Below are 25,280 nucleotides of genomic sequence, written 5' to 3' on the forward strand. Positions count from 1 at the left end.
GACCACACGGTTTTGCCGTACGCTTATCCACGCCGTCGTCGAGGCGTAAACCAGCGTCCACCGCAACCCGCCCAACGTCCGTGACGACGGCCGACGCCCTCTGAGTGGGACGGGATGGGCAAACATATGCACCTGATTTTCCTTCCGGTAAACAGAAATATTTTTTATTTGAGGGCTTGACACGATTTCCGTAAATCGGAAGTGATTTGCCCGTCGGGTTGATTTGTCGCACGCGCGCAGCGAGATTTCGCTTGCGCACGAGGCGACGCAGCAACGGTAGGGCGGATTGGAGCCAACGGGTCCGCGCAAAGCGGACCCGTTGGGCGTAATCCGCCGATCAGAACCAGCAACCCGCCCAATCACCGTCGCTCGCCGAAATCACCGTCCACCTCGCCGTCACCAGCCCAATCTTCCGGAAACAACCCCGCGCGCACGTCGCGATGAAACGAGGAATACGGCCAATCGCACACGCGCGTGACGAGGCCATGCCTGAGCGGATTGATGTAGCAATATTCGACATGGCGCGCATAGTCGGACTCGTCGCGGATCAAATGCTCCCAGAACCGCCGCTGCCAGATGCCGCGTTCGTGGCGTGCGACGCGCCCAGCACTGAGCCGCTCCTGTTTCGGCAACGCTCGCGCGAACCGCGTCTTGATCAGACGCCAGCGCGTGGAGAAATCATGATCGCCCGGCGGCAGTTGCCAGACCGCATGCAGATGATCGGGCAGCACGACGAAGGCATCGATGGTGAAGGAATGGTCGCGGCGGGTTATGGCGACGGCCTCGCGCAGCATCGCGATATGATCGGCGAGCAGGGTTTTCCGCCGCTCCAGCAGGTTGACGGTGAAGAACCAGCAGCCGCCCGGAATGAAGGCGCGACGATAATTCGGCATGGGGAGCAGGATAGCACATGTTATGGTTGTGGCACTGCCAAGAGGGCGGATTACGCCTTCGGCTCAATCCGCCCTACGAGCTCGGTATTGACTCGCTCACGATCTGCTATCACCAAGACACAGCGAGGCCCTATTCGCATCGCGGCTGGCGTCACATTGGTCGCAGGCATTTTCTACAACGCCTTCCTGCGCCACTGACCTTTGGTAAGAAGATGGCAAACCGTTCGTTTCTTGATATTGAATTCCGCCGCTTCAAAAGTATGCCACGGACGTTATGGTTGGTCTTGGTGGCGGGACTGGCCTTCCTGTTGGCCAACATAGTTACCCTGCTCTCACTTTCAGGACTGAAAATAGATCCTGGTACGGCCACCCTATTCGGAGCTGTTGTCGGCCTTTGTGTCGTCGCTTGGCAAACCAACAAGGGCTTCCGTAACCTCATTAGATCACAGGAGAACCAGTCTCGACTTGAGCGAGAGGCCAGACTGCACCGTCACGAGCTAGAACTAGCCGGCAAAGCAGAAGAGGAAGCGCGAGAACGTCGGATACTACTATCTGGGCTCCGGGCAGAAATCGTTTCCCTGCATACAACCGCAGGAAATTACGCCCAGTCACACCATCAGTTCGCTCTCCTGTATAAAGCTATGCATGAACACAATTCGGCTCCGTCCATGAAGGAGTTTGTCATGGCGGGATACAAGGCTCCCTTCTACAACGAGAACATCAGCAAGGTTGGCTTGTTAAGGGTAAGTCTCGCCGCAGATATCATCAGAGTTTACAACGGCGTTTTTGAGGACCGAAAGGTTGCTTGGGAAAAGCCTGCACCCAACTCTGTGGTGAGCATTGCGTACGCTACGGGCGCCGTGGTGGCCTACAAGTTTCAAAGCGATCTGCAACATGTCGCCATGCGAATACGGGCATTTGAAGAGGACACGCCTGACCCCGGCAGCATTTATGAAACGCAGGACAAACGCCACTCTAGCTTACCGAAACTGGAAGAGATGGTCCCCGCCAAACTGTACTAGTGGCGAGCGTTTTCGGTCATCATGCAGCCGAACGCAGCCCGTAGGGCGGATCGAGCCGAAGGAGCAATCCGCCGCACCGGTTACATCGCCAACAAGGTCTGTGCTATCCTGCGTGCCATATCGAATGATGGTCGCGGGTGCGCAATTGGCGACCTTCTGCGAACAGCGATGACCCCGGTGATTTGCCTGAGTGGCGGATTACGCCTTGCACCTTCGCTCGTGGAGCGACCGCCGATGTGGTCGGCTCCAATCCGCCCTACCCGGCTCCAATACTCGCCCCCTCCCCCGCCCCAGTTCCAGCCATTTCCAACGAGATTCGTATTGAAGCCTTGGGCTTAGGCAAATTTTAAGTCGCACGGCGTAGGTTATCAGGGTGAGTTCAGTGGTTGAGAGTTTGTGAGTACGCCATGACAGAACCCCATCGCCCGAGGGTAAAATACGTCATCGGGCCTGACGGAAGTCCATTAACAATTGCGGACCTGCCCGCGCCCGGCACCAAACGGTGGGTGATCCGCCGCAAGGCCGAAGTCGTTGCCGCGGTTCGCGGCGGCCTGCTCTCCCTCGAGGAGGCTTGCAGCCGCTACACGCTGACGGTGGACGAGTTCCTGTCCTGGCAGTTCTCCATCGATCAGCATGGCCTGGCAGGCTTGCGGACCACCCGCATCCAGCAATACCGGCAATAAACGCTCCAAACCGGAAGATTTGATGAAAACCGGCTTCGTTTTGCGAAGCTGGTTTTTTTCATGCCCAAACTTCTTCACCGACTTTAACGGTCGTTAACCATATGGAAACCATCCCCTAGGCAATAATTGCCCAGTCGGTCCCCGGGTACGAATCTGGGCCGAACCCCTGGGGGCGGTTGGTGCAAAGTCTCGTTGCTTTCCTGAAAGGCCTTGGCGCGTCGCGGCTGATGGCGATGGTCGCCGTGACCGCCGCCCTGATCGGCTTCTTCGCGTTCGTCATCATGCGCGTCACGACGCCGCAGATGACCACCCTCTTCACCGACCTCTCGGCCGAAGACTCATCCAGCATCATCAAGGATCTGGAACGCCAGGCGATCCCCTTCGAAATGCGCAACGAAGGCGCCGTGATCATGGTGCCGAAGGACAAGGTGACGCGGCTGCGGATGAAGCTGGCCGAAGGCGGCCTGCCCAAGGGCGGCGGCGTCGGCTACGAGATCTTCGACAAGTCCGACGCGCTCGGCACCACCAGCTTCGTCCAGAACATCAATCATCTGCGCGCGCTGGAGGGCGAGCTCTCCCGCACCATCCGCGCTATCGACCGCATTCAGGCCGCGCGGGTCCATCTGGTGCTGCCGGAACGGCCGCTGTTCTCCCGCGAAATCCCGGAGCCGTCGGCGTCCATCGTGGTCCGGGTGCGCGGCAGCCTCGAGCCCCAGCAGATCCGCGCCATCCGCCACGTGGTGGCGTCCGCCGTCAACGGCCTGAAGCCGCAGCGGGTGTCGATCGTCGACGAGGGCGGCCGGCTGCTCGCCGACGGCGCCAGCAGCAATCCCGAGGGCGCCAGCGGCGACGAGCGCCGCACCGCCTTCGAGAAACGGATGCGCAACGAGGTCGAGGCGATCGTCTCCTCGGTGGTCGGCCAGGGCCGCGCCCGCGTCCAGCTCACCGCCGATTTCGACTACAACAAGGTCACCCAGACCTCGGACAAGTTCGACCCCGAAGGCCGCGTGCTGCGCTCCAGCCAGTCCCGCGAGGAATCCTCGGCGACCGCCGGCGACAGCGGCCAGGTCACGGTCAACAACGAGCTGCCCGGCAACCAGACCAATGCCGGCGTCGCGGCGCGCGACCAGAGCAAGAAGAGCGAAGAAACCAATAATTACGAGATTTCCCGCGTCACCAAGACCGAGGTGACCGAGGCCGGCCGGGTCAACAAGATCTCGGTCGCGGTGCTGGTCGACGGCGCCTACACCAAGAACGAAAAAGGCGAGATGGTCTATTCCGACCGCAGCAAGGAAATGCTCGACCGCATCGCAACCCTGGTTCGCTCGGCGATCGGCTTCGACCAGAAGCGCGGCGACCAGGTCGAGGTCGTCAACCTGCGCTTTGCCGAAGCCCCAACCGTGCCCCCGCATGCCGAGCCGACCGGCCTGCTCGGCATGTTCCAGTTCACCAAGGATGACGTCATGTACGTCATCGAACTCGGCGTCATGATGCTGCTCGGCCTCGTCGTGCTGTTCATGGTGATCCGCCCGCTGGTCAAGCGCATCCTGGCCGCCGAAGTCGTTCCCGCGCTGGCCGGCGGCGCCGCTGTGCCGGCACTGGCCGACGGCACCGCCGAAGGCGCGCCGGGCCAGGTCCTGCTTCCCGCCGGCGGCGCCGCCGCGCTGATCGACGTCGCCCAGGTTCAGGGCCAGGTCCACGCCCAGGCCGTGCACCGGGTCGGTGAACTCGCCGAACGAAATCCGAACGAGACCGCCTCCATTGTTCGTCAATGGCTCACCGAACCTGTCGAGTAACCTGACATGGCCGTACCGCAAACCACCAACGCCAACGACATCACCACCGTCATCTCGGCGCTGGCGAGCCGGCAGGCGACAAGGCCGAAGGGCAAGCCGCTGACCGGCCCGAAGCGGGCCGCCATCCTGATGCTGGCGCTGGGCGAACAATATGGCGGCAAGGTCTGGGCGCTGCTCGACGACGACGAGGTGCGCGAACTGTCGATCCACATGTCGACGCTCGGCACCGTCGAGGCCGACGTGGTGGAAGACCTGCTGCTGGAATTCGTCTCGCGGATGTCGGCCTCCGGCGCCCTGATGGGCACCTTCGACGCCACCGAACGGCTGCTGCAGCAATACCTGCCGAGCGAGCGCGTCAGCGGCATCATGGACGAAATCCGCGGCCCCGCCGGCCGCAACATGTGGGAGAAACTCTCCAACGTGCAGGAAGAGGTGCTCGCCAACTACCTCAAGAACGAATACCCGCAGACCATCGCCGTGGTGCTGTCGAAACTGAAGCCGGAGCACGCCGCCCGCGTGCTGGCGATCCTCCCTGAGGATCTCGCGCTCGACGTGGTCGGGCGCATGCTGAAGATGGAAGCGGTGCAGAAGGAAGTCATCGAGCGCGTCGAGCAGACGCTGCGGACCGAATTCATGTCGAACCTGTCGCAGACCCGCCGCCGCGACGCCCACGAGGTGATGGCCGAAATCTTCAACAATTTCGACCGCCAGACCGAAACCCGCTTCATCACCTCGCTGGAAGAGGAAAACCGCGAATCCGCCGAGCGCATCAAGGCGCTGATGTTCACCTTCGACGATTTGATCAAGCTCGATTCCGCCTCGGCGCAGACGCTGATGCGCAACATCGACAAGGACAAGCTCGGCATTGCGCTGAAGAGCGCCAATGAAGAGGTCCGCAGCTTCTTCCTCGGCAACATGTCGTCGCGCGCCGGCAAGATGCTGCTGGACGACATGGCCGCGATGGGACCGGTGCGGCTGCGCGACGTCGACGAGGCGCAGGCGCTGCTCGTCAACCTCGCCAAGGACATGGCCGCCAAGGGTGAAATCACCTTGACCAAGAACCGCGCCGACGACGAGCTGGTGTACTGATGGCCGCGCCCGCAAAATTCCTGTTCGACATGGACTTCGGCGCGCCGGACAAGACGCGCGAGCGTCCTGCCACGCCGGCCGAGATCGCGCAGAAGATCGCCGCCGCCGAAGCCCGCGCCTATCGCGACGGCTACGAGGCCGCGCAGCGCGAGGCCAGAGCCGAAAGCGACCGCCGCGCCGCGCTGGCGCTGGAGGAGATCGGCATTGCCATCAAAGGCATCGCCTCGCGCTTTGGCGGCATCGAAGCGCGGATGGAGACCGAAGCGGTCGACGTCGCGGTCGCCGTGGCCCGCAAGCTGTGCTCCGAACTGATCGCCGCCGAGCCGCTCGGCGAGATCACGGCACTGGTGAGCGACTGCTTCTCGCATCTGGTCGCGACGCCGCACCTCGTGGTCCGCATCAACGACTCATTATACGAGGCTGCCCGCGAAAAGATCGAGCGGCAGGCCACGCAGAGCGGCTTCGAGGGCCGGCTGGTGATCCTGGCCGAGCCTGACATTGCAACCGGCGACTGCCGGATCGAATGGGCCGACGGCGGCGTGGTGCTGGAGCGCGCCGCCATCGAAGCCAAGATCAACGAACTTGTCGGGCGCTACATGGCGTCCCGCGATCAGGCTGGAAGGCCGTGAGGACTGAACCATGAGCGACACCGACACCCAGGTCCCGCTGCAAGACCTCAACGCGTCAGACGCGGAGGCCGCGGACGATCTGGCCTACAATGAAGACGAACAGGCCTCGCGCATCGCGGCTGACCTCGAGGCCGTGTTCGACGTGCCGGTGCAGGTCTCGGCGGTGCTGGGGCGCTCCAAGATGGACGTCGGCGAGCTTTTGAAGCTTGGCCCCGGCACCGTGCTCGAACTCGACCGCCGGGTCGGCGAAGCGATCGACATCTACGTCAACAACCGGCTGGTGGCGCGCGGCGAAGTCGTGCTGGTGGAAGACAAGCTCGGCGTCACCATGACGGAAATCATCAAGGCGGAACGCACCTAAAACAACAGCACGCGCATAAGCGGCGCGAACAGACGAACAGGAGACTATGATGCGGCTTCTCATCGTTGGCACATTGAAGGGCCAGCTCACCACGGCCACCAAGATCGCGATGGACAACGGCGCTTCGGTGACCCACGCCGAGACGGTCGAACAGGCGATGGCGGTGCTGCGCGGCGGCAAGGGGGCCGACCTGATGCTGGTCGACGTCGCGCTCGATATCCGCGATCTGGTGATGCGGCTCGAGGCCGAACACATCCATGTGCCGATCGTGGCCTGCGGCATCTCCAACGACGCCCGCGCCGCGGTCGCCGCGATCCACGCCGGCGCCAAGGAATACATCCCGCTGCCGCCCGATCCGGAACTGATCGCCGCCGTGCTCGCCGCCGTCGCCAACGATTCCCGCGACCTGATCTATCGCGACGAGGCCATGGGCAAAGTCGTCAAGCTGGCACAGCAGATCGCGGGCTCCGACGCCTCGGTCATGATCACCGGTGAATCCGGCACCGGCAAGGAAGTGCTGGCGCGCTACGTCCACACCCGCTCGGCCCGCGCCAAGCGGCCCTTCATCTCGATCAACTGCGCGGCGATCCCCGAGCACCTGCTCGAATCCGAACTGTTCGGCCACGAAAAGGGCGCCTTCACCGGCGCCGTGGCGCGGCGCATCGGCAAGTTCGAGGAAGCCACCGGCGGCACGCTGCTGCTCGACGAAATCTCCGAGATGGACGTACGACTGCAATCGAAATTGCTGCGCGCGATCCAGGAGCGCGTCATCGACCGCGTCGGCGGCACCAGGCCGGTGCCGGTCGATATCCGCATCATCGCGACCTCGAACCGCAACCTGGCCGACGCCGTGCGCGAAGGCACCTTCCGCGAGGACCTGCTGTTCCGCCTCAACGTCGTCAATCTGAAGATCCCCCCGCTGCGCGACCGGCCGGCTGATATCATCGAGCTGGCGCATCATTTTGCGAAGAAATATTCCGAAGCCAACGGCGTGCCGCTACGCCCGATCTCCAGCGAGGCGCGGCGGGTGCTGACCGCCAACCGCTGGCAGGGCAACGTCCGCGAGCTCGAAAACACCATGCACCGCTCGGTGCTGATGGCGCAGGGCGACGAGATCGGCGCCGATGCCATTCTCACCCCGGATGGCGACCGTCTCGACCTCGCCAAGACCGCACCGGCGGTGGCCCACGCCACCTTCGCCGCCGAGCAGGTCACCCGCGCGCTGGTCGGGCGCACGGTGGCCGACGTCGAGCGCGACCTGATCCTCGAGACGCTCAAGCATTGCCTCGGCAACCGCACCCACGCGGCCAACATCCTCGGCATTTCGATCCGCACGCTGCGCAACAAGCTGAACGAATATGCCGACGGCGGAATACCGATCACGCCGGCGGGTGCAGGCGACTATCAGCGCTTTGCGGCGGCGGGGTAGCCTGCCTTAGCCCATCCTGGGGACGAAGCGATCGAAACGATCGGCTTCGTCCGGAACGGCATCGTGCCGCGAATAACTCGGAGCGTCCGGGTTGCGGAAGATGCGGATGGGGGCACCGGGCTGCAGATCGCGGCCGCTGAAGACCGCATAGGCGTAAAGCGCGAGATAGCCGATCGCCAGAGCGCCGACGCCGTAGAAAGCCCAGACCGCGATACGCTTCATCGGGTCACCACACCGCATTGGGCCAGGCGCGCGACGTCGCGCCGGCAAAACCACAGCGGCAAAACAGTTTTGGGAAGCCTGCGTTCCAACGTGCGCTCTCATTCCCGGGGCGGAAGCGGGCCTTTTAGTCCGTGCGCCCGCTGAACGCCACGGCAACAAACGCCCTTCCCGCGCCCGTCACCGGATTTTCACATATTCCGGAGCCTGATTCCATTTGCCGAGTGGGACGCAGTCGACCAACTCCGATTCATTCGTACCCATTCCGGGCCTCAGAATCACGATTCCCGAAGGGGTCGGCACGTCAGCCCTGGTCATCCTGAATTTGCCCTTTCCTTATGCACAAGGGAACAACAACGCCGGCGCAACCGTCGGCATCACCGTGAATGGTGCGCTTTCGTCGGTCCTGGCGGGGTTCACCTACAATGAACAGATATCGGGGAGCGCCCGGGTGCGGACCACATTGGTAGTCAGCGTGCCGCTAGCGGCTGCGGCGCAGACCATTGTCGGGGTTTGGTCCGGCGTGCGCGGCAGCACCGTCATCATCGACCATCAACGCTCAGCGCGATCCTGGACTAGATTTCCCGCATCAGTAGCGAGCGGCTCGCGGTGGGGGCAGGCTGACTTCGGCCAGCCGCACTGCGTCCTCGTCCTGATCGATCGCCACATACTGGCCCTGCCAATAGGCCAGCGCCGCGGTGCGGGTCGATAGCTGCAGGTCCAGCACGCGGCCGATCACAATCGCATGGGAATGCCGCTCGACGATTTCCTCCACCTCACACTCGATCGCGGCGAGCGCGCCCACCAGCAGCGGCACGCCCGAAGCGCGCATCGTCCACTGGGCGCCGGCAAACCGTTCGGCGCCCTTGAGCCCGTCCTTGCCGGCAAACCGCTCGGCGACGTCGATTTGGTCCGACGTCAGGATATTGACGCCGAAGAAGCCGTACCGCTGCACCAGCGGCCATGAGGACGCGTTCCGGTTGACGCTGACGATCAGTGCCGGCGGATCGACCGACAGCGACGACACCGAGGTCACCGTCATCCCCGAAATGTCCCTGCCTCGCCCGGCCGTGACGACGCTCACGCCGCCCGTCAACTGGCGCATGGCGCCACGAAAATCGTCTGGCGAAACCGCGCGGGAAACTTCTTGAGAAATCTCTTGGGAAACCTGACGGTCGATCGCGATATGCCGGACAACGGAGTTCATGATGGCCTCACAGGTCGGAAGTGTCCTCGGTGCCTTGCAGCAGGTTCTTCAGGATCGAGCCTTCCAGCGCAGCGAGCTCCGCCGAACCCCGACGCCTTGGGCGCGGGATATTGACGTCGATGTCATGCGCGATACGGCCGTCCTCGATCACCAGAACGCGGTCGGCCAGTGCCACCGCTTCGGCGACGTCATGCGTCACCAGGATCGCGGTGAATCCCTGATCCTGCCAGACCCGCTCCAGCAGCCGCTGCATCGAGATTCGCGTCAACGCATCAAGCGCGCCGAGCGGTTCGTCGAAGGCCAGCACGCGCGGGCGGCTGACCAGGGCCCGCGCCAGCGCCACGCGCTGTTTTTGTCCGCCGGAAAGCACCGCCGGCCATTGCGCCCGTTTGTCGTCAAGGCCGACTTCGACCAGCGCGCTGTCGGCGCGCGCTTGCGCGTCGGGCGAGGTTCTTTCGCGGCCGAGGCCGACCTCGACGTTCGACAGCACCCGGGCCCAGGGCAGCAACCGCGGCTCCTGAAACATCACGCGGACGTCTTCCGCGCGGGTTTCCTCGCCAAAGCTGATGGTACCCGCGGTAATCGTTTCAAGCCCCGCGATCAGCCGCAGCAGCGTACTCTTGCCGCACCCGCTGCGGCCCACGATGGCGACGGACTGCCCTGCCGGAATGTGCAGATCGATGCCGCGAAGCACCTCGTTGTCGCCGAACGATTTGCGCAATCCCCGGATTGTCAGCGAAAGCCCACGCAACAGGGCGTCGGCATCCCGCCGCAACAGCCGCGCCTGCTTGACAAAATCGGGCTGGTCCACGGCTTCGGCATCCGCGGGGCGAAAACGAAGAGCTTCCTGCATTTCAATCCTCAAAAGTTTCTGCCTCAATGTTTCTGGAAGGCCGGATGCCAGGACAGCGTCAGCCGCTCCAGCGCGCGTGAAGCGCTGTCGGCGAGTTTGCCAAGCAGCGCGTAGATCAGGATGGAGAGCACCACGACGTCGATCAGCATGAACTCGCGCGCCTGCATCGCCATGTAGCCGAGGCCCGACGACGCCGCGATGGTTTCCGCCACGATCAGGGTCAGCCACATGATGCCGAGCGCAAAGCGCAGGCCGACGAAGATCGATGGCAACGCACCCGGAAAGATCACCCGGCGGAACAATTCGCCGTCGGTCATGCCGTAGATGCGGCCCATCTCGATCAGCTGCGGATCGACGGTGCGGATGCCGTGCAGCGTGTTGAGGTAGATCGGAAAGAACACGCCGAGCGCGACCAGGAACAGCTTTGCGGACTCATCGATCCCGAACCACAGGATGACGAGCGGGATCAGCGCCAGATGCGGAATGTTGCGCACCATCTGCAACGTCGTGTCGGTCAATTTGCTCGAGAGCTGCGACAGGCCATTGGCGAGCCCGAACGCAAAGCCGATGCTGCCGCCGATCAGGAAGCCGACGCTGGCGCACCAGAAACTGACCCAGATGTTGCGCACCAGTTCACCCGACAGCAGCAGCTTCCATCCCGCCAGCGCCACATCGCTCGGCGCCGGCAGCACCCGCGCCGAGACGAAGCCGGTGACGCAAGCCACCTGCCATATCAGGATGATCGCAAGCGGCACGATCCATGGAATAAGGCCGTCGGCCCGCGGCAAACGCAGGCGTCGGACACGCGGAAGACTTTCGATCAGACTCATGATTGCGATGCCTTGACGAGGGGACGATGTTCGTTGGCGATGGTCTCGCCGAACGGGCCGGTATTGACGCGGATCGGCGTCACATTGTTGGGCTGCTTCAGCGACAGCAGCGGAAACACCAGTTCGGCGAAGCGATAGGCTTCCTCCAGATGCGGATAGCCCGACATGATGAAGGTATCGATGCCGACATCCTGGTATTCGCGGATCCGCGCCGCCACCGTCGCGGGATCGCCGACCAATGCCGTCCCTGCCCCGCCGCGCACCAGACCGACGCCGGCCCAGAGGTTCGGGCTGATCTCGAGCTTATCACGCCTGCCGCCATGCAACTGCGCCATGCGCTGCTGGCCGACCGAATCCATCCGGGAAAATATCTTCTGCGCCGAGGCCACCGTCTCGTCGGTGACATGCTGGATCAGCTCATCTGCCGCCTTCCAGGCCTCAGCGTTGGTCTCGCGGACGATCACGTGCAGGCGGATGCCGAACGAGAGTTTTCGCCCGCGCGCGTCCGCCACCGCTTTCACGCGGTTGATCTTCTCGGCCACCTGCGCCGGCGGTTCGCCCCAGGTCAGATATTTGTCGACGGTGTCGACGGCGACATCGATGCCGGCATCCGACGATCCGCCGAAATAGAGCGGCGGCCGCGGCGCCTGCACGGGTGGAAACAGCAGGCGGCCATCCTCGATGCGGATGTGCTTGCCTTCCACATTGACGGTCTTGCCCGCGAGCAGGTCGCTATAGACGTTGAGGAACTCGCGCGTCACGGCATAGCGCGCGTCGTGATCGAGGAATATCCCGTCGCCCTTGTTCTCGACGGGGTCGCCGCCGGTGACGACGTTGACCAGCAGCCGCCCGTTCGACAGCCGGTCCAGCGTCGCGGTCATGCGAGCGGCAACGCTCGGCGATTGCAGGCCGGGCCGCACCGCCACCAGATAGCGCAGCCGCTCGGTCCAGGGCGCAACGGCTGACGCCACCACCCAGGAATCTTCGCAGCTTCGCCCCGTAGGCAGCAGCACGCCGTAATAGCCGAGTTGGTCCGCGGCCTGCGCGATCTGGCGCAAATAATTGAAGTTCACTTCACGGCCGCCGGTGGTGGTGCCGAGATAGCGGCCATCGCCATGGGTCGGCAGGAACCAGAGGATGTTGGCATTCGCCGATGTTTGGTTGCTCATGAGCCCGGCCTCCGCGCCGCGTCGGAAATCTTGATTTGCTTGGGAATAAGACCGAGCGCGAAGAATGCGTCGGCGACCTGTTGTTGATCGGCGATCACGCTGTCGGTGATCGGCTTGATGCCGTAGGACTGCCGCTTCAATGCCACTTCAACGACGGGCACCGGAAGCCCGATCGCCGGCGCCAGCTGTTCGGCAACGGCGCGGATGTCGCCCTTGGCCCAGTCATCGACCTCGCTGAGTTGCGCCAGCACGAGATCGACGATGTCAGGGTCGGCGCCAATGAATTTCTTCGAGGCGAAATAGAACTGATAGTTCGAGACGATGCCGGTGCCGTCGGCGAGCGTCCGCGCGCCGGTGGCGGCTTCGGCGGCGGCCTGGAACGGATCCCAGATCACCCAGGCATCGACCGCGCCACGTTCGAACGCAGCCCGCGCATCGGCCGGCGCCAGAAACACCGGCTCGATCTCCGAGTATTTGACACCAGCTTTCTCCAGCGCCTTCACCAGCAGATAGTGGACGTTGGAGCCTTTGTTCAGCGCCACCTTCCTGCCTTTGAGATCCGCGACCGAAGCGATCTTGCTGTCCTTCGGCACCAGGATGGCTTCGCCCTTCGGCGCCGGGGGCTCATAGGCGACATACTGGATCGGGGCGCCCGCGGCCTGCGCGAAGATCGGCGGCGCTTCACCGGTGTTGCCGAAATCGATGGCGCCGACATTGAGCGCCTCGAGCAGCGGTGGCCCGGAGGGAAACTCGGTCCACACCACCTGATAACCCGCGGCCTTCAGCTTGCTCTCCAGCGTGCCCTTGCTCTTGAGCAGCACCAGCTTGCCGTATTTCTGGAAGCCGATGCGGACGACCTTGTCCTGCCCGTAGCTGAGGCCAACCGTCGAGCCGACGATGGCGAGAGACAGCATGGCACTCGCGATCAGGCGTTTGATGAAACGCTTCATGATGAAATCCCCTGCGTTGATTGGAATGGCTTTTCTCGAAGTCAGGTCTGGGTATTGCGCCAGACGATGTCGCGAACCACGATCGGCTTCGGGATCAGCCCGAGCTTGAGGAAGCGATCGGCGACGGCCTGCTGGGTATCGATGATCGCCTCCGTCACCGGTCCGATCGCGAACGAGGCCCGGTTGGCCGCGACGGTCTGGACCTCCAGCGGAACGCCGGTCACGGCGGCGAGTGCGCTTGCCACGGCGTCGCGATTTGCTTCCGCCCACCGGGCGGCTTCCGAAAGGCCCGCGATGATGTCGCGGGTGTGCGGAACGTGGGTGTTCGCGAAATCGCGGTTGGCGAGATAGAACGAATTGGTCTTGGCGACCTCAAAGGCGTTGATCAGGATCCGGCCGTTCTGCTTCTTCTCGCCGATCGCGAAATATGGATCCCAGATCGCCCAGGCGTCGATGCTGCCATTGGCGAATGCCGGCCCCGCATCAGGCGGCGACAGATAGACCGGCGTGATATCGGCGTAGGTGAGACCGGCCTTTTCCAGCGTCGCGATCAGAACGTTATGCGCGCTGGTGCCCTTGGCAAATCCAATTCGCTTGCCTTTCAGATCGGCAATCGAGCGAATGGTGGAACTGGCGGGAACCAGAATCCCCTGCCCGTTGGTAATGGCCGATCCCGCCACATAGACGATGTTCGCGTTCGCAGCCTGGGCAAAGATCGGCGGCGTATCGCCAACCGCGCCGAGATCGACACTGCCGGTGCTCATCGCCTCCAGCAACGGCGGGCCCGACGTGAACTCGATCCATTTGATGGCAATTTCTTTCGCGGCGAAGTGCTTTTCCAGAATAGCCTGCTGCCGTGCGATCACGAGCACCCCGGTCTTCTGATAGCCGATGCGGATTTCCTTGACCGGTGCTTGCGCGCGCGCACCTGGCGACAGCGCGACAACGGCACCGACAACCGACAATCCGAGAAACTCGCGACGCTTCATCACATTCTCCTGAACGATCATGTTCGCGGCGATGCGCGATCATGCGATGCAAGAGATGATGGTGGCGCTTTGAAACGCTGTCGAGTGCTCCGCGAAAATAGCAATGACGGCACTGCTGGTCCGGCTCGCGACGACGCGTTTATTGCCGGAACACGATTTACAACGACGCATTTTTCTTGACGCTTGTCCGAAGCCAATTTGTTAATCTTGCATTAGGCAGTGACGAAACCTGTTCCACCCAGAGTCATAAGCGACCGCCGCTGGGATCGACGAGCGCCTATCAAATATGCGCTTGGAATTTCTCTCTGCGAATGCCGACCGGCGTAGCATCGTCATGCGGATCGCGTGACAACAAGAATGAACGGTTCTATTGACCGCCGTTGCGCGGCCTCTAGCTTGTTTTGGTCCCTTTAATGTCAGGCAGATCAAACTCCATGGGCAACCGCACCGCATCCATCATCAGAGCCATCGCAGCCATCGCGGTCGTTTCAGCCACATCATCCGTGGCCGCGCAGACGCCGCCATCCGATACGATTCGTATCGGCTATCAAAAATCCTCGACGCTGACGGCCATCCTGAAAACCAACGGCGAACTGGAAAAGGCGCTCGCGCCGCTCGGCGTCCGCGTCTCCTGGCATGAATTCACCAGCGGCCTGCCGCTCTTGGAGGCGATCAACACCGGCAACATCGACTTCGGCGCTGACGTCGCCGATACCGTGCCGCTGTTCGCGCAAGCCGCAGGCGCCAGGCTTGCCTATATCGCGGAAGAAGCCGCTTCACCCTCGGCGCAGGCCATTCTGGTCGGCGCGGAATCGCCCATCAAGACGCGGGCCGACCTGAAGGGCAGGAAGGTTGCGGTGACAAAAGGCGCCGGCAGTCATTTCCTGCTGCTCGCCGCGCTCGCCAAATCGGGCCTGAGCTTCAAGGATATCTCGCCGGCCTACCTGACGCCGGCCGACGGCCGCGCCGCGTTCATCGGCGGCAATGTCGATGCGTGGGTGGCCTGGGATCCGTTCCTGACCAGCGCCCAGCGCCAGTCCAACGCGCGGGTGCTGACCGATGGCAGCAACGGCCTTGCCAGCTACAAGCGCTACTATCTGTCGTCGGCTGCGTTTGCCGATCGGCGCGGCGACGTGCTGAATGCCATCTTCGGCAAGCTCGACGAGACCGGCAAATGGGTCAAGGCGAATCAGGACGACGCGGCCAAATTGCTATCGGGCCTCTGGGGCATCGACGCGGCGACGGTGAAGGAAGCCAACAGCCACCGTTCCTACAAGGTCGGAATTGTCACGGCGCCCGGCCTGTCCGAACAGCAGCGCATTGCGGATGCGTTCTTTGCGGAGGGATTGCTGCCGGTAAAGGTCAACGCGGGCGATGCGAAGATCTGGACGCCGAAGCGCGATTGAGCGAGGCGGCAGACTCGCCGCACCTCTCCCGCTTGCGGGGTCGAGACGAGCGAAGCTCGCTCTTAGGTCGGCGCGAAGCGCCGGGTGGGGGCTCTCTCCACACGGGGAGTGTCAATTGTGGAGACACCCCCACCCCAGCCCTCCCCCGCAAGCGCGGGAGAGGGAGCGCAGTCCCTTCGCGGCCGCTACGCCGCCTCGAACGCCGGAACCGGCAACGCAGTCACCGACTTGATCTTTTCCATCGCGAACCGCGAGGTCACGTTCTTCAGCGCGACCGCGCCGATCAGCTTCTTGTAGAAAAGATCATAGCTCCGCATGTCGGCGACGACCACGCGCAGCACATAGTCCACGTCACCAGCCATGCGATAGAACTCGATGACTTCAGGCATGGCGCTGACGGCGGCCGCGAATTTCTTCAGCCACGCATCGGAATGATCGTCGCTCTCCACCGACACGAATACCGACAGCCCGAGGCCGATCTTGTTCTGGTCGACCAATGCAACCTTGCCGGTGATGATGCCCTCGTTCTCCATGCGCTGGACGCGCTTCCAGCACGGCGTAGACGAAAGCCCGACGCGCTCCCCGATTTCGGCCACCGACAGCGATGCATCCTCCTGAAGCACCCGCAGGATCCTGCGGTCGATCGCGTCGATGCGGCGGGGAGGTTCCGAGGCGGTGACAACGTCGCTCATGTGTAAAACTTTCTTCCAAATGCATTGCTCTCAACAATGCTATTCAGAAAATAATTCCACACAAGCCGGCTACCGTTTCGAAATTTGGCGTCGCCAGAGAAAGACTTGCTGCGCGGACCGCCTTCCAAGGTTTAAAGACCCGCGCCCTTGCCGATGGCGCCGGAAAACGAACGGTCGACGATGTCGGCGGCGTTGAGCTTCTGCTTGATCAGGCCGGACCGGAAATAGAGATCGATGGTTTGCTGTTCGTCGGCCACAACGCCGTCATCGATTGGTGCAACACGAACCTTCGCCCGGCTCAGCCAGTTCAGCGGCACCGCGGGCGGAATGTTCATCAGTCTGCCCCACGTCTCGGCATAGGCACCGACATTGGTCTGCGACCACGCCCGCGCGGCCGTCAGCCGCCTGACAAAATCTTCCAGTTCCGGCCGCTTGTCGCGGATCGCGTTCGGTGTGGCGACCTGGAATCCCAAGCCGGGCGTAAGCCCCTCCGCCGTGATCACGCGCCGCGACTGGAACAGGACTTCTTCCTGGCTGACATAGGGCTCCCATGTCGACCAGGCATCGACGGAGCCTTGCGTGTACGCAACCTTGGCGTCCGATGGCGCGAGAAACACGATCTGGACGTCGCTGGTCGACCAACCCTTCGATTCAAGCGCGGCAAGAATCAATTGATGTCCGATCGAGCCACGGCCGGTGGCGATCTTCTTGCCTTTCAAGCTTTCGAAGTCAGGGATCGGCGAGTTTATCGGGACGAGTACCGCGAGCCCTTCGCGCGTCTGCCGGATCGCGGCGATGGCTTTCACCGGAACGTTGGCCGCCGCAGCGAAGGTGAACGGCGCGTCGCCGACCAGGCCGGTTTCGATCGCGCCCGCACTCAACGCTTCCAATAGCGGCGCCGCGGCCGCGAATTCCTTCCACTCGATCTTGTACGGAACATCCTTCAGCACGCCGGCCGCTTCCATCACGGCCTGCGAATTGCCCTTTTGATCGCCAACCCGCAACGTGGTCTGGGCATCCGCTGAGGCAATCGCACCCAGCAGGAGGCCCGCAATGAGAATATTGCGCATCATTCTGCGGCCACTCCCCGGGCAACACTGCGTCCGGCGATCAGCTGACGCGTCAGCGGGATCAGTTCGCGGCCGTAGTCGATGGCATCGGTCAGGGGATCGAAGCCGCGAATCAGGAAGTGGCTGATGCCGAGATCGTAGTAATCGCCGAACACTTCGGCGACCTGTTCGGGTGTGCCGACCAGCGCCGTGGTGTTGCTGTTGGCGCCGGTGAGCTTTGCGATTTCGGTCCACAGCCGCTTGTCGATCCTTGTCCCCTGCTCGGCCAGCGCCAGCAGCCGTTTCGCGCCGGCGGTGGCATGGCCGTCCGCCGGCTTGCGATATCCGGTCTTGTCCTGCAGCGCGGTGGCGCGGGCCAGGATTTCATCGGCCTTGACCCAGGCCTTCTCCTCGGTATCGGCGAGGATCGGGCGAACCGAGAGGCTGAAGCGCGGCGTCGGCCGGCCATGTTTCGCGGCAGCCGCGCGAACCCGCGACGTCACATCGCGCACCTGCGCATAGGATTCGCCCCACAACGCGAACGTATCGGCATGCTTGCCCGCGACCTCGATTGCCGCGTCCGAACCGCCGCCGACGAAGATCGGAATGCCTTCGCTGCGGTAAGGTTTCAGCTGCGAGAAACCGTTCTGCACCTGATAATATTTGCCCTCATAGTTGAACGGTTTTTCGCTGCTCCATTCGGCGCGAACTACGTCCAGGAATTCGCTGGTCCGGGCGTAGCGTTCGTCCTTGTCGTCGATGACATTGCCGTCCTGCCGCAGTTCGGTGGCGTTGCCGCCGGTGATGACGTGCAATGCGACGCGTCCACCGGACAGTTGATCGACGGTCGCAAGCTGCCGGGCAAGCAGCGTCGGCGCGGTGAAACCGGGCCGCTGCGCGATCAGGACGTTGAGCTTGTCGGTGACGCCGAGCACGTGCTGGCCGATCTGCAGACCATCCGGCGTGGTCGAGTGAAATGCCAGCAGGGCGCGATCAAAGCCTGCGTTCTCATGGGCCTTCGCAACGGTCTCGATGTAGTACCGGTCGAGAATCCCGCCGTTCCGCACGACGGTTTCGGAAGAGTAATTGCTGCCGATGTATCCGATGAATTCCACTGACATGGACTTGCTCCAGAGTTTGGGACTGGTTCGTTGATACTCAGACGCCGAGCACGAGGCGTCCGGCGTTGACTCGCGTGGCGTCGTCCTGCGGCGTGTGAACCCGTCCGCACAGGACATCGCGATAATGCCGCTCCAGCGGATTGGCACGGGTGAGACCATGATTGCTGGTCAGCGACAGCGCGTCTTCGAGAATGGCGACCGCATTGTTGGTGACCGTTAGCTTGACGATGCTGGATTCGGACGCGCTGAGCTGCACGCCATCGTCGAAATCGCCGGCGAAGCTGTCGATCAGGCGGGCATTGACGGCAAGACGCGTCTCGATGCCGCCGACGATCTCCTGCACTCTCGGCAGCGTTGCCAGCGATGCGCCGAGATTGGATGGCTTCCGGTTCTTCAGGAACTCGACCAGCCAGTCGCGAGCGGCACGGGCGACGCCGTCATAAATCGCGGCGACGAAGATCGCATGCACCACGGACTGGGTGAAATCCGGCACCCGCCAATCCTCGGGCGCGCGGACGTCGATCTCATGATCGAGCGGAAACACGACGTCTTCGAACACGATATCATGGCTGCCGCTGGCACGCAGGCCAAGATGGTCCCACGTTTCGATAATCCGCGTGCCCGGCAATCCCGCGGGCACCAGGAACAGGCCGACGCGCGTTTCCGACTCGTCGGTCTTCGCCCACACCGCATACCATTTCAGGATCGGCGCGCCGGTGGAATAGATCTTGCGGCCGCTGAGCCGCCACCCCGTCTCGGTCCTTCGCGCGGTTGTCGCCGGCAGCCCGCCACGCGCGGGCGAGCCCAGATCCGGCTCGACCCGCAGCGCATTGATCAGCGCCACGCCGTCGACCGCCTCGCGCGCCAGCTTGCGCGACAGACGCCCCGGCCAGCGCGTGCTGCGCGCCATCACCAGGTGCTGGATGTAATGCATCGACAGCACCAGCGCCGTCGATGGATCGGCCTTGCTGAAAATGCCGAGGATGCGCGCCGTGTCGAGCGCACCCGCGCCGTGGCCGCCCAGCGCGGTCGGTACGGTCAGCGCCAACAATCCCGCCTCGGCAAGCTCCTTGAAATTCTCGTGCGGAAAGCTGGCCTCCCGATCGTGCTGCGCGGCCCGGGCCGCAAACTCGGAAGCGAGCGCCCTCGCGCAATCATACGGCACCGGCGCGGCCTCCACCGGCGGCTCTTTACGTATCGAACTGTTGATAGCACTCACCATGTCGCGTCCAATCCGAGCAAGCCAAGGATGCTACGGCGAAGCTCCGCCAGCCTGGGATCGCCGCGGTGCCGCGGATACGGCCGATCGACCGCGATGTCGGCCTTGATGCGCGCCGGACGATCGCCGAACACGATGACGCGGTTGGCAAGGAACAAGGCTTCCTCGACGTCATGGGTCACCAGCAGCGTGGTAAATCCCTTGCGCTGCCACAGCGCCACGATTTCGGCCTGCATCGTGATCCGCGTCAGCGAATCCAGCTTGCCGAGCGGCTCATCGAGGATGAGGATCTTGGGATCGTTGACCAGCGCCCGCGCCAGCGCAACGCGTTGCGCCATACCACCAGACAATTGATGCGGATAGGCGTTGCGAAACTGCGACAGTCCGACGAGGTCGAGCGCGGCGTCGACGCGCTGCCGCTGGCTCTTCAGGATGCCCTGCGCCTCGAGCCCGAGCGCGACGTTGTTCCAGACGGTTCGCCACGGAAACAGCGTCGGATCCTGAAACACCACCACGCGGGACGGAAACGGTCCGGTGACGGGATCGCCGTCCTCGCGCAGCACGCCCGACCGCGGCGCCTCCAGCCCCGCGACCAGCCGCAGCAAGGTCGACTTGCCGCAGCCGGACGGACCGAGCAGCGCGAAAAACTCGCCGGGCTTGACGCTGAAATTGACGTCGTCGAGCACCGGCAAGACGCTGCCGTCGATATCGAAGGCGTGGCTGATGCGTTCGACATCGAGCGAGGCGCCGACGGCCGGATAGGTGACCGCTTCGGCCAAAGCATGGGCTACCATTTGACGACTCCCTTTTGCCAGATCAGCAGGCGGTCGCGCGTCCGGAACAGCAACGTGATCGCGCCCGAGCACAGCAGCGACATCACGATCAACGCGGCATACATGTTCGCGTACGCCGCCCAGCCCTGCGCCCATTGCAGATACCAGCCGAGCCCGGCCTTGACGCCGATCATTTCGGCGACGACCAGCACCGCAAACGAGGAGCCGAGGCCCATGAACAGGCCGACGAACACATGCGGCAGCGCGGCGGGAATAGCGACCTTCAGCACCAGGAACGACGGTTTCGCGCCGAGCGTCCGCGCCACGTCGTAATAGGCATTGCTGACGCTTGCTACGCCGGACCAGGTCAGCACCGTGACCGGAAATCCGGTCGCCAGCGCGATCAGGAACGTGCTCGCGCTCCAGCTCGACGGGAAGGTGAAGAACGCGATCGGCAGCCATGCCGTCGCCGGCAGCGGACCGATGAACCGCAGCACCGGATGCACCCAGTAACCCACGCTCCGCGACCAGCCGATCGACACGCCGGTCAGGAAGCCGACAGTGGCGCCGATGACATAGCCGCCGAGCTGAAGCTTTACAGACGCGATGATGCTGTCGAGCAATTTGGGCAGATCATCGGTGTAGACCTCGATGATGGACTGCGGCGGCGGGAAGAACGGCAGCGGCAGCCACCCGAACTTTGCGGTCGCGACTTCCCACAGCGTCAGGAACAACGCCGAGACCAGCAGCCACGGCGCACGCCGTTGCAGGCCGGCATTGAACCGCCCGAGCCGGCTGCCCGCCACCGTCGCCAGGAAAATGGCGCCTGACATGACGAAGGCAGCGGCGGCGAGCTGATGGGTGCGCGTCCAGTCGCCAATATCCGGCCACCACAGGCACGATATGCCAAACCCGACCCACGCCAGGCTTGCGAACACGCCAGTCCCGCCTGGCGGAAACGAGAACGCCAGCGACAATGGCCGCCCTGAAAGTGCTGCGCCTTCCTCCGCCGATTGCGCCAGTGCGACCGTCTTAGACGCCGAATACGTCGACATAGATCCGCTCCGCAAATTTCGCCGTATCGGTGCTGGCCTTGAAGACCGAAACGCTCTTCAGGTCGTCCGCATAAGCCTTCAGTTCCCGCTTCAACACTTCGCCGACCGGATGGTGATGATGGGTGTGGTAGCGGACCATGGCCTGCAGATCCTGCAGGCTCGCCGTCTTGGGGGCGTAAGGCTGGAACGAAGCCGCGGCGACATCGGGATTTTGCGCGGTGAACATCGCGGCATCGAGCAGCGCTTGCGTGATGGCGCGCGCGACCTGCGGCTCTTCGCGAACCAGGCTGCCGCGCAATCCGAGGATGCAGCAGGTCTTGTCCTTGTATTCACCGTCGAGGTTGGAAGCGACCTCCTTGTAGGCAGAGTCCTTCAGCCAGATATGGGCAATCGGATCGGAGGCGAGGAACGCCTGAACTTCGCCCTTCTCGACGGCGAGCTGCAGCAGATTGCCGGGATAGGCGCGCCAGTCGACATCCTTGTTGGGATCGATGCCCTGTTTGGCAAGCTGGATCGAAAAGAAATTCTTGTCCGGCCCGCCGAGATCGCCGACCGCAACGATCTTGCCCTTGAGGTCGGACAGCTTGTCGACGCCCGAATTGACGCGCGACAGCACCCGCATGCAGCCGCCATGGGTGCCAGCCGCGATCTTGACGTCAAACCCCTGCTCCAGCGGCTTCAGCCACCGCAACGCCATGCCGAGCCCCGCGTCGCTCTTGCCGGTCGCGATCGCCTCCAGCAACTGGTCGGTCGAGCCGCTGTAGTTGATCAGTTCGACGTCGAGATTGTGCTTCTTGAAGATGCCCTGGTCGATCGCCACTGGAACCGGCACGAGGCAGACCGCGCCGGCATTCCATGACAATTTCAGCTTTCGCGGCGCTCCGGTGAGAGCCGGCGCGTTGGAGGCGGTTCTGCAGATCGGGAATTGCGAAAAGTCGATGCCGGGCGTGGCCGCACGGAACGGAAAGGCCTGCGCGCCGAACACGCCGAGCGGCGCGGCGAGCGCCGCGGCGGCCCCGCCGCGCAGCAACGTTCGGCGATCCAGCCGCGTTGCGCTATTGTTTTCATCTCGTGACATCCTGCACTCCTGCTCTCAAACGGCATGACGCCGCCGTCGGCGCAGCACGTCGGTGCTGCGGCCCGTTATGTTCCACACTGGCGATCGGTTATTCGGTTCAATCCCCGCGAGACTCTCATCTCGCGCCGTTGATCTGACGTTCAAATGATGCGCGGCAGCAACGCCGTCGTCAATGAAATGGAATTTTGAATGTGAAAGCGAACGGAGAGATAATCTCCACACCGATATCGTCGCGCGATGAAACGGTTTTTGCACGCTCGCAAAATATGCAGCGACCTCGCATCGATTCAATTCTGCTGATCGTGAACAAATTCAAGCCGCGCAGCAGACACCTTTCATTCGCGGGTGAGTAACGAGACGATCATTACCGGTGCATCAAAATATTCAGTCAGCCATTTCATTGACTGCGCGCCTTTCGCTCGTACGCTTGGCGCATCGCTGATTGCCTCATGCAATGCGGCGGATCATACCGGAAAGAACAAAGGCATGAACAAACTCGAATCAACGGCGCGCTCGCGCATCCGCAAATTCGGCGCCACGCTGTTTGGCGCGGCGCTGGGGCTGGCGATAACGGCTTCGGCCATGGCTGCCGACACCGTGACACTGCGCGTCGGCGACCAGAAGGGCGGCAACCGATCGCTGCTCGAAATCGCCGGATTGGCGAAGGATCTTCCCTACAAGATCGAGTGGTCGGAATTTCCTGCCGCGGCGCCGATACTCGAAGCGCTGAATGCCGGCGCGCTCGATGTCGGCTACACCGGTGATCTGTCGTTTCTCACCGTCTATGCCACCGGTGCACCGATCAAGGCGATCGGCGGCACGCGCTCCAACGCCAGCACGCAGGCAATTCTCGTTCGACAGGATTCTCCTATCAAGACGGCCGCGGATTTGAAGGGTAAGCGGCTGGCCGGAACGCGCGGCGGCTGGGGCCAGTTCCTGATCGACGCGACGCTGGAGAAAGCCGGATACAAGGTCGACGACGCGACCTTTGCGCCACTCGGACCGGTCGATGCCAAGATCGCGCTGGTCGCCGGCTCGATCGACGGCTGGGCGGTGTGGGAGCCCTACGTGTCCTACGCGACGCTGAAGGATAAGGCGCGCATCGTCGCCAATGGTGAAGGCCTGACGCCGACCATCACCTTCATCGTGGCATCCGATTCCGCCATCGCCACCAAGCGGGCGGCCGTGCAGGATCTCGTGCAGCGGCTCAACAAGGCGCGGCTATGGTCGCTTGATCACCTGCCCGAATATGCCAGAAACACGTCCGAGTTGACCAAGCTGCCGGAAGACGTGCTGCTCAGTGCTTACACCGCACAGAAAACCAGCCCGATCGTGATCGACACGGCCATCGTCAAGGAAGTGCAGGAAGCCTCCGACCGCGCCACCCGCTACGGCATCCTTTCCAGGACGCTCGATGTCGGCAAGGCCGTCGATCGCAGCTTTACGGCGGCGGCCGCCGGATCGAACTGACGCCAACGCATCGACTCGAACGAACGGGCCGGCATCGAATGCCGGCCCGTTGCGCTTCGCCCGCCGAACCCGCTATCCCGCCGCGGCAACTTTCTGCGGCGCAACGCTGACCGCCAGTTTGCCGTAGCGGTCCTTGAACGCCTCGGTATCGATCTCCTCGAGCTGGATCGCGCCGCTCATCACACCGGCCTTCCAGGCCTCGTGCTCGGGATCGTGCTGGAATTCCGGCATCACTTCCCTGGCGAACAGCTCAAGCGAATCACAGATGTGCTCGTGGCTGTTCTTGCCGGCCTGGTTGAGCAGGATCACCTGGTCGATGTGCGAGGAACGGAAGCGCCGCAACTTCTTGCGGATGGTTTCCGGCGAGCCGATCAGGCCGCCACGAAGCGCCACCTCCTGCGCCTCCGGATTTTCGCGCTTCCACTTGTTGTATTCGTCCCACATGTTGACGGTGCCGGGGTCGGGGCGCTGCCGGTTCTGCGACGCGCCGTAATAGCGCAGCGCGAACTGGAAGAAGGTGGCGCCATCGGCACGCGCCCGCGCCTCCTCGTCGGTCTTGGCGCACATGAAGAACGACACCAGCGCCATGTTCGGGTTGATCTCGTAATCGGCGAGTTTCTTCAGCCGCTTGGTGATCGCGTTGTAATAGGCGTGCACCCAGGCGTGGGCCGCTTCCGCGCTGACGAACTGAAAGCCCAGCGCGCCAAAGCCGTTCTCGCCGGCGCGTTCGATGGTCTGCAATTGCGAGCACGCCATCCACAGCGGCGGATGCGGCTTCTGCACCGGCTTCGGCACCACGTTGCGCAAGGGAATGTCGAAATATTTGCCGTGATGCTCGGTGCCGACCTTGGTGAACATCGGAAAGATCGCCGCGACAGCCTCCTCGAACACCTCGCGCTTGGTTTCCATGTCGCGGCCGAACGGCGTCAGTTCGGTGATCGAGGCGCTCTCGCCCATGCCGAATTCGCAGCGCCCGTTGCTGAGCAGATCGAGCACCGCGACACGTTCGGCGACACGGGCAGGATGGTTGGTGGTGAGCTGGAAAATGCCGTGGCCGAGCCGGATTTTCTTGGTGCGCTGGGAGGCGGCGGCCAGAAACGATTCCGGCGACGGCGAATGCGAATATTCCTCCAGAAAGTGATGTTCCACCACCCAAGCATGGTCGTAGCCGAGCCGGTCGGCGGTCTCGAGCTGCGTCAGGGCATTCTGGTAGAGCCGGAGCTCATCGCCCTCTTCCCACGGGCGCGGCAGTTGCAGCTCATAAAAGATGCCGAACTTCATGACGTCGCTCCCGATTG

Annotated in this window: 25 protein-coding genes and 1 pseudogene; 10 read left to right on the forward strand and 16 right to left on the reverse strand. The window is 63.1% G+C overall.

Annotation, left to right across the window (positions count from 1 at the left end; translation table 11 throughout):
- Window positions 1-359: 359 nt before the first annotated feature.
- Entirely contained in the window at window positions 360-893 is a 534-nt protein-coding gene (locus tag JQ574_RS13880; RefSeq protein WP_212207307.1) for an REP-associated tyrosine transposase, read from the reverse strand.
- 17 nt (window positions 894-910) lie between these two features.
- Here JQ574_RS13880 and JQ574_RS13885 point away from each other — a divergent pair, with 17 nt between their 5' ends.
- The 7 genes from JQ574_RS13885 (at window position 911) to JQ574_RS13915 (ending at window position 7,902) form a co-directional block, all read left to right on the forward strand.
- Window positions 911-1,915 carry a hypothetical protein gene (locus JQ574_RS13885; RefSeq protein ID WP_212207306.1) on the forward strand — a complete coding sequence of 335 codons (1,005 nt, stop codon included), beginning with the start codon at window positions 911-913 and terminating at the stop codon, window positions 1,913-1,915.
- A gap of 407 nt (window positions 1,916-2,322) precedes the next feature.
- Window positions 2,323-2,598: a DUF1153 domain-containing protein gene (locus JQ574_RS13890; protein WP_002714638.1), complete on the forward strand. Its 276-nt coding sequence runs from the start codon at window positions 2,323-2,325 to the stop codon at window positions 2,596-2,598.
- 179 nt (window positions 2,599-2,777) lie between these two features.
- Window positions 2,778-4,394 (forward strand): flagellar basal-body MS-ring/collar protein FliF, encoded by a 1,617-nt coding sequence (gene fliF, locus JQ574_RS13895; RefSeq protein WP_212207305.1) that lies wholly within the window; start codon window positions 2,778-2,780, stop codon window positions 4,392-4,394.
- A 6-nt stretch (window positions 4,395-4,400) separates the two neighbouring features.
- Window positions 4,401-5,483: a flagellar motor switch protein FliG gene (gene fliG, locus JQ574_RS13900; RefSeq protein ID WP_212207304.1), complete on the forward strand. Its 1,083-nt coding sequence runs from the start codon at window positions 4,401-4,403 to the stop codon at window positions 5,481-5,483.
- Window positions 5,483-6,112: a FliH/SctL family protein gene (locus JQ574_RS13905; protein ID WP_212207303.1), complete on the forward strand. Its 630-nt coding sequence runs from the start codon at window positions 5,483-5,485 to the stop codon at window positions 6,110-6,112. The genes fliG and JQ574_RS13905 overlap by 1 nt, the downstream gene beginning before the upstream one ends.
- Window positions 6,113-6,122: 10 nt before the next feature.
- Window positions 6,123-6,473 (forward strand): flagellar motor switch protein FliN, encoded by a 351-nt coding sequence (gene fliN, locus JQ574_RS13910; protein WP_212207302.1) that lies wholly within the window; start codon window positions 6,123-6,125, stop codon window positions 6,471-6,473.
- A 49-nt stretch (window positions 6,474-6,522) separates the two neighbouring features.
- A complete protein-coding gene (locus JQ574_RS13915) occupies window positions 6,523-7,902 on the forward strand; it encodes a sigma-54-dependent Fis family transcriptional regulator (protein WP_212207301.1) in 1,380 nt (459 codons plus the stop codon).
- Window positions 7,903-7,908: 6 nt separating this feature from the next.
- Here the strand turns inward: JQ574_RS13915 and JQ574_RS13920 are convergent, their stop codons facing one another.
- Window positions 7,909-8,124: a hypothetical protein gene (locus JQ574_RS13920; RefSeq protein WP_212207431.1), complete on the reverse strand. Its 216-nt coding sequence runs from the start codon at window positions 8,122-8,124 to the stop codon at window positions 7,909-7,911.
- 214 nt (window positions 8,125-8,338) lie between these two features.
- On the opposite strand from JQ574_RS13920, the pseudogene JQ574_RS35895 reads away from it, so the two are divergent.
- Window positions 8,339-8,671, forward strand: a pseudogene (locus JQ574_RS35895) (hypothetical protein); the annotation flags it as partial.
- Window positions 8,672-8,710: 39 nt separating this feature from the next.
- Here JQ574_RS35895 and JQ574_RS13925 read toward each other — a convergent pair.
- Genes JQ574_RS13925 through JQ574_RS13950 form a run of 6 tightly spaced genes read right to left on the reverse strand, consistent with a single transcriptional unit; the run spans window position 8,711 to window position 14,119 of the window.
- Complete coding sequence (locus JQ574_RS13925) at window positions 8,711-9,328, reverse strand: flavin reductase family protein (RefSeq protein WP_212383601.1); 618 nt, start codon at window positions 9,326-9,328, stop codon at window positions 8,711-8,713.
- Between the two features lie 7 nt (window positions 9,329-9,335).
- Window positions 9,336-10,181, reverse strand: a complete 846-nt coding sequence (locus JQ574_RS13930) for an ATP-binding cassette domain-containing protein (RefSeq protein ID WP_212207299.1) — start codon at window positions 10,179-10,181, stop codon at window positions 9,336-9,338.
- Between the two features lie 23 nt (window positions 10,182-10,204).
- Window positions 10,205-11,011, reverse strand: a complete 807-nt coding sequence (locus JQ574_RS13935; RefSeq protein ID WP_212383603.1) for an ABC transporter permease subunit — start codon at window positions 11,009-11,011, stop codon at window positions 10,205-10,207.
- The gene (gene ssuD / locus JQ574_RS13940) at window positions 11,008-12,180 is read right to left on the reverse strand and encodes an FMNH2-dependent alkanesulfonate monooxygenase (protein WP_212207297.1); all 1,173 of its coding nucleotides are present in this window, start codon (window positions 12,178-12,180) and stop codon (window positions 11,008-11,010) included. The genes JQ574_RS13935 and ssuD overlap by 4 nt, the downstream gene beginning before the upstream one ends.
- Window positions 12,177-13,130, reverse strand: coding sequence for a sulfonate ABC transporter substrate-binding protein (locus JQ574_RS13945; RefSeq protein ID WP_212207296.1), 954 nt, complete (start codon window positions 13,128-13,130; stop codon window positions 12,177-12,179). The genes ssuD and JQ574_RS13945 overlap by 4 nt, the downstream gene beginning before the upstream one ends.
- Before the next feature lie 41 nt (window positions 13,131-13,171).
- Window positions 13,172-14,119, reverse strand: coding sequence for a sulfonate ABC transporter substrate-binding protein (locus JQ574_RS13950; RefSeq protein ID WP_212207295.1), 948 nt, complete (start codon window positions 14,117-14,119; stop codon window positions 13,172-13,174).
- Between the two features lie 434 nt (window positions 14,120-14,553).
- Here JQ574_RS13950 and JQ574_RS13955 point away from each other — a divergent pair, with 434 nt between their 5' ends.
- On the forward strand, window positions 14,554-15,525 hold the full coding sequence (locus JQ574_RS13955) for an aliphatic sulfonate ABC transporter substrate-binding protein (RefSeq protein ID WP_212383605.1): 972 nt from the start codon (window positions 14,554-14,556) through the stop codon (window positions 15,523-15,525).
- A 185-nt stretch (window positions 15,526-15,710) separates the two neighbouring features.
- Here the strand turns inward: JQ574_RS13955 and JQ574_RS13960 are convergent, their stop codons facing one another.
- The 7 genes from JQ574_RS13960 to JQ574_RS13990 all read right to left on the reverse strand — a co-directional run bounded on the left by JQ574_RS13960 (window position 15,711) and on the right by JQ574_RS13990 (window position 22,512).
- A complete protein-coding gene (locus tag JQ574_RS13960) occupies window positions 15,711-16,217 on the reverse strand; it encodes an Lrp/AsnC family transcriptional regulator (RefSeq protein ID WP_212207293.1) in 507 nt (168 codons plus the stop codon).
- Window positions 16,218-16,348: 131 nt separating this feature from the next.
- On the reverse strand, window positions 16,349-17,290 hold the full coding sequence (locus JQ574_RS13965) for an ABC transporter substrate-binding protein (RefSeq protein ID WP_212207292.1): 942 nt from the start codon (window positions 17,288-17,290) through the stop codon (window positions 16,349-16,351).
- Complete coding sequence (locus JQ574_RS13970) at window positions 17,287-18,387, reverse strand: LLM class flavin-dependent oxidoreductase (RefSeq protein WP_212207291.1); 1,101 nt, start codon at window positions 18,385-18,387, stop codon at window positions 17,287-17,289. Before JQ574_RS13970 ends, JQ574_RS13965 begins: the two co-directional genes overlap by 4 nt.
- Before the next feature lie 37 nt (window positions 18,388-18,424).
- Window positions 18,425-19,609 carry an acyl-CoA dehydrogenase family protein gene (locus JQ574_RS13975; protein ID WP_212207290.1) on the reverse strand — a complete coding sequence of 395 codons (1,185 nt, stop codon included), beginning with the start codon at window positions 19,607-19,609 and terminating at the stop codon, window positions 18,425-18,427.
- Window positions 19,603-20,400, reverse strand: coding sequence for an ABC transporter ATP-binding protein (locus JQ574_RS13980; RefSeq protein ID WP_212207289.1), 798 nt, complete (start codon window positions 20,398-20,400; stop codon window positions 19,603-19,605). The genes JQ574_RS13975 and JQ574_RS13980 overlap by 7 nt, the downstream gene beginning before the upstream one ends.
- Window positions 20,394-21,434: an ABC transporter permease gene (locus JQ574_RS13985; protein ID WP_212207288.1), complete on the reverse strand. Its 1,041-nt coding sequence runs from the start codon at window positions 21,432-21,434 to the stop codon at window positions 20,394-20,396. Before JQ574_RS13985 ends, JQ574_RS13980 begins: the two co-directional genes overlap by 7 nt.
- Window positions 21,412-22,512, reverse strand: coding sequence for an ABC transporter substrate-binding protein (locus tag JQ574_RS13990; RefSeq protein ID WP_212207287.1), 1,101 nt, complete (start codon window positions 22,510-22,512; stop codon window positions 21,412-21,414). The genes JQ574_RS13985 and JQ574_RS13990 overlap by 23 nt, the downstream gene beginning before the upstream one ends.
- A gap of 486 nt (window positions 22,513-22,998) precedes the next feature.
- Here JQ574_RS13990 and JQ574_RS13995 point away from each other — a divergent pair, with 486 nt between their 5' ends.
- Window positions 22,999-23,982 (forward strand): ABC transporter substrate-binding protein, encoded by a 984-nt coding sequence (locus JQ574_RS13995; RefSeq protein WP_212207286.1) that lies wholly within the window; start codon window positions 22,999-23,001, stop codon window positions 23,980-23,982.
- Window positions 23,983-24,054: 72 nt separating this feature from the next.
- Here JQ574_RS13995 and JQ574_RS14000 read toward each other — a convergent pair whose 3' ends face one another.
- Window positions 24,055-25,263, reverse strand: coding sequence for an LLM class flavin-dependent oxidoreductase (locus tag JQ574_RS14000; RefSeq protein ID WP_212207285.1), 1,209 nt, complete (start codon window positions 25,261-25,263; stop codon window positions 24,055-24,057).
- Window positions 25,264-25,280 lie beyond the last annotated feature (17 nt).

Source organism: Bradyrhizobium sp. AUGA SZCCT0158 (assembly GCF_018130065.1).
Classification (GTDB): Bacteria; Pseudomonadota; Alphaproteobacteria; order Rhizobiales; family Xanthobacteraceae; genus Bradyrhizobium.

What these genes read in the sequence shown, in the direction of transcription:
- JQ574_RS13960 (WP_212207293.1), bottom strand. Translation starts at nt 16,217, where the DNA reads ATGAGCGACGTTGTCACCGCCTCGGAACCTCCCCGCCGCATCGACGCG.
- JQ574_RS13925 (WP_212383601.1), bottom strand. Translation starts at nt 9,328, where the DNA reads ATGAACTCCGTTGTCCGGCATATCGCGATCGACCGTCAGGTTTCCCAA.
- JQ574_RS13930 (WP_212207299.1), bottom strand. Translation starts at nt 10,181, where the DNA reads ATGCAGGAAGCTCTTCGTTTTCGCCCCGCGGATGCCGAAGCCGTGGAC.
- JQ574_RS13915 (WP_212207301.1), top strand. Translation starts at nt 6,523, where the DNA reads ATGCGGCTTCTCATCGTTGGCACATTGAAGGGCCAGCTCACCACGGCC.
- JQ574_RS13950 (WP_212207295.1), bottom strand. Translation starts at nt 14,119, where the DNA reads ATGAAGCGTCGCGAGTTTCTCGGATTGTCGGTTGTCGGTGCCGTTGTC.
- JQ574_RS13985 (WP_212207288.1), bottom strand. Translation starts at nt 21,434, where the DNA reads ATGTCGACGTATTCGGCGTCTAAGACGGTCGCACTGGCGCAATCGGCG.
- fliG (WP_212207304.1), top strand. Translation starts at nt 4,401, where the DNA reads ATGGCCGTACCGCAAACCACCAACGCCAACGACATCACCACCGTCATC.
- JQ574_RS13935 (WP_212383603.1), bottom strand. Translation starts at nt 11,011, where the DNA reads ATGAGTCTGATCGAAAGTCTTCCGCGTGTCCGACGCCTGCGTTTGCCG.
- JQ574_RS13990 (WP_212207287.1), bottom strand. Translation starts at nt 22,512, where the DNA reads ATGTCACGAGATGAAAACAATAGCGCAACGCGGCTGGATCGCCGAACG.
- JQ574_RS13920 (WP_212207431.1), bottom strand. Translation starts at nt 8,124, where the DNA reads ATGAAGCGTATCGCGGTCTGGGCTTTCTACGGCGTCGGCGCTCTGGCG.
- JQ574_RS13955 (WP_212383605.1), top strand. Translation starts at nt 14,554, where the DNA reads ATGGGCAACCGCACCGCATCCATCATCAGAGCCATCGCAGCCATCGCG.
- JQ574_RS14000 (WP_212207285.1), bottom strand. Translation starts at nt 25,263, where the DNA reads ATGAAGTTCGGCATCTTTTATGAGCTGCAACTGCCGCGCCCGTGGGAA.
- JQ574_RS13980 (WP_212207289.1), bottom strand. Translation starts at nt 20,400, where the DNA reads ATGGTAGCCCATGCTTTGGCCGAAGCGGTCACCTATCCGGCCGTCGGC.
- JQ574_RS13970 (WP_212207291.1), bottom strand. Translation starts at nt 18,387, where the DNA reads ATGTCAGTGGAATTCATCGGATACATCGGCAGCAATTACTCTTCCGAA.
- JQ574_RS13905 (WP_212207303.1), top strand. Translation starts at nt 5,483, where the DNA reads ATGGCCGCGCCCGCAAAATTCCTGTTCGACATGGACTTCGGCGCGCCG.
- JQ574_RS13880 (WP_212207307.1), bottom strand. Translation starts at nt 893, where the DNA reads ATGCCGAATTATCGTCGCGCCTTCATTCCGGGCGGCTGCTGGTTCTTC.
- JQ574_RS13945 (WP_212207296.1), bottom strand. Translation starts at nt 13,130, where the DNA reads ATGAAGCGTTTCATCAAACGCCTGATCGCGAGTGCCATGCTGTCTCTC.
- JQ574_RS13965 (WP_212207292.1), bottom strand. Translation starts at nt 17,290, where the DNA reads ATGATGCGCAATATTCTCATTGCGGGCCTCCTGCTGGGTGCGATTGCC.
- ssuD (WP_212207297.1), bottom strand. Translation starts at nt 12,180, where the DNA reads ATGAGCAACCAAACATCGGCGAATGCCAACATCCTCTGGTTCCTGCCG.
- JQ574_RS13975 (WP_212207290.1), bottom strand. Translation starts at nt 19,609, where the DNA reads ATGGTGAGTGCTATCAACAGTTCGATACGTAAAGAGCCGCCGGTGGAG.
- fliN (WP_212207302.1), top strand. Translation starts at nt 6,123, where the DNA reads ATGAGCGACACCGACACCCAGGTCCCGCTGCAAGACCTCAACGCGTCA.
- JQ574_RS13995 (WP_212207286.1), top strand. Translation starts at nt 22,999, where the DNA reads ATGAACAAACTCGAATCAACGGCGCGCTCGCGCATCCGCAAATTCGGC.
- JQ574_RS13890 (WP_002714638.1), top strand. Translation starts at nt 2,323, where the DNA reads ATGACAGAACCCCATCGCCCGAGGGTAAAATACGTCATCGGGCCTGAC.
- JQ574_RS13885 (WP_212207306.1), top strand. Translation starts at nt 911, where the DNA reads ATGTTATGGTTGTGGCACTGCCAAGAGGGCGGATTACGCCTTCGGCTC.